This window comes from Nocardia sp. NRRL WC-3656 (genome assembly GCF_000720265.1).
Taxonomy (GTDB): Bacteria; Actinomycetota; Actinomycetes; order Mycobacteriales; family Mycobacteriaceae; genus Nocardia; species Nocardia nova.
Map to the genome: position 1 here is coordinate 1 of NZ_JOJF01000081.1, position 1,859 is coordinate 1,859.

Genomic DNA, 1,859 nt, shown 5'->3' on the forward strand with positions numbered 1-1,859 from the left:
CGACCCCAGCGAACAGGAGGACACCCCAGCACTGACCGCCTGACCGACCAGGATCACGCGGCAATCACCCCGATACACCACGCAATTGGACTTGACCGCGGGGGAAGCCAAGTCCACTGTGTGGGAGAGGATTCCGCGAGCCACCGCTACCGGAGTTCCGGTGTCCATTCCTGCCAGCGCGGGAGCCGCATGGAAGTGTCAGCGTCCTCGACTGGGGAAACGGCCCACCAGCAGATCAACCAGGTACGTCTCCTCGATGATGCCCGCTGGGAATGCAGTGCTGAGCAACCTGTGTTCCTCCGCAAGACAGGCGCGCCGTCGGCTTTCGCCGAGGACGAGGAACGCCGAGCGGCTACCGATGTTGGCCAGATGTGTGTCGAGAGGGACCGTGCGCGACCAGCGCATCTGGCGCCGCGCGACCTCCAAGCCTGTCAGGCCCGCGAGTCGGATGGCTTCGGTGTCGCCGAGACGCGCGGCGGGCTTGGGGTTCGTCTCGCAGTAGTGGGCGATGCGCAGGTGCTGGGCGTGGATCCACGGTACGTCGAATGCGGTGGTATTCCACCAGATCGCCAGTGCACCATCGTTACGCAATACACGCTGCGCTTCGGGCACAGATACCGTCGTGTCGGTCCACTGCCACGACTGGGCATAGGTGATGAGGTCGTGGGAAGCGTTGGCCAGTGGGAGAGCATTGCCGTCTCCGCGCACGACCGGCACGCCCGGAACCTTCCGGCGACACTCCGCTGCCATCTCCGCACCAGGCTCGACCGCGGTGACCTCGGCTCCACGAGCATGCAGTAGCGCCGTGGCAATCCCGGTGCCGGCGCCGATATCGGCGACGCGGGCACCCACCCTCGAGGGCGCCGGCACCTACCCGCCGAGACGGCGCGTCGTTCCGTTGGTGACATCGATGTATTCGGCGTAGCCGCGGGTCGTGATGTGGCGGCCGTCGATGTCGACGTCGGCGCGGTATCCGGCGATGTATCCGCGTCCGACGCCGAAGCGTCCAGGGGTGTCGTATGTTCCGACGACTTCGACGCGATCGCGAACGCCGAGCCGGAAGCGACGGGGCAGGAGCATCTCGTGTCCCCCGGCGCTGTCGGTCGTGGGCGTGTCCTGGTATTCGAGGACTTCGTAGCAGCTGCGATCGGTAGTGATTTCGTTGACGCGCCAGTCACCGTCGCCGCTGAGGGTGCGGAACTGCACGAGGTCTCCGACGCGCTCGCCGAGCATGCCCACACGGCAGAACAACAACTGAGCGTCGGCGCACAGTTCGACGACGTGGTAGGTGAACAAGGCGACCGGTGCCTTGTAGCGCCGCGGGAGCAAGCGATCGCGAACGGCGTAGGGACCCACGCAGCGGGCGTACTCGATGTTGCCCAAGCCGGAAACCTCGATGTGGGCGCTGAGGGTTTCGATCCAGCCGGTGTGGGGAACACTCCGGCCGGCTCGGCCATTGCCGCGATGCCGGCCGTTGCCGCGCCTCGAAGTCGCTGTCGCGCAGTCGAATCACCTTGGCCATGTTCCAGCCTCGGCCAGGGGCCAAGTCACTCCTGTGCCGCGGAGATGGTGAATCGGTTGCATGCGATCGCTTCCTGACGGTGTCATCGAATGCGAATGCTGGGGCTATCGTGGCTCTCCCGATAGGCATGACGGGAACCACCGTTCGATTCATTGCGGGGCAACACTTGCCAGCGTCCGGGCCGTTCGATCTCATTGGGCCGGAATCATTGTGGCGTCGCCGTGGACAGTGAGGCGAGGGTCAGCGGAGAGTGACCGTGATCGCGCTGCCGACCACGGTCGCGGTGACGCCGAGCAGGTGTTCGGTGATCATCGCGGCGATCGGCTGGATGTGGCGA

At 65.7% G+C, this 1,859-nt stretch carries 2 protein-coding genes; both read right to left on the minus strand.

Features of this window, described 5'->3' with window-relative positions:
* Nucleotides 1–198: 198 nt before the first annotated feature.
* Nucleotides 199–852: a class I SAM-dependent methyltransferase gene (locus IG65_RS0133875; RefSeq protein ID WP_197040027.1), complete on the minus strand. Its 654-nt coding sequence runs from the start codon at nucleotides 850–852 to the stop codon at nucleotides 199–201.
* Nucleotides 853–870: 18 nt separating this feature from the next.
* Entirely contained in the window at nucleotides 871–1,419 is a 549-nt protein-coding gene (locus tag IG65_RS0133880; RefSeq protein ID WP_369801649.1) for a DUF6670 family protein, read from the minus strand.
* Between the last annotated feature and the right edge of the window lie 440 nt (nucleotides 1,420–1,859).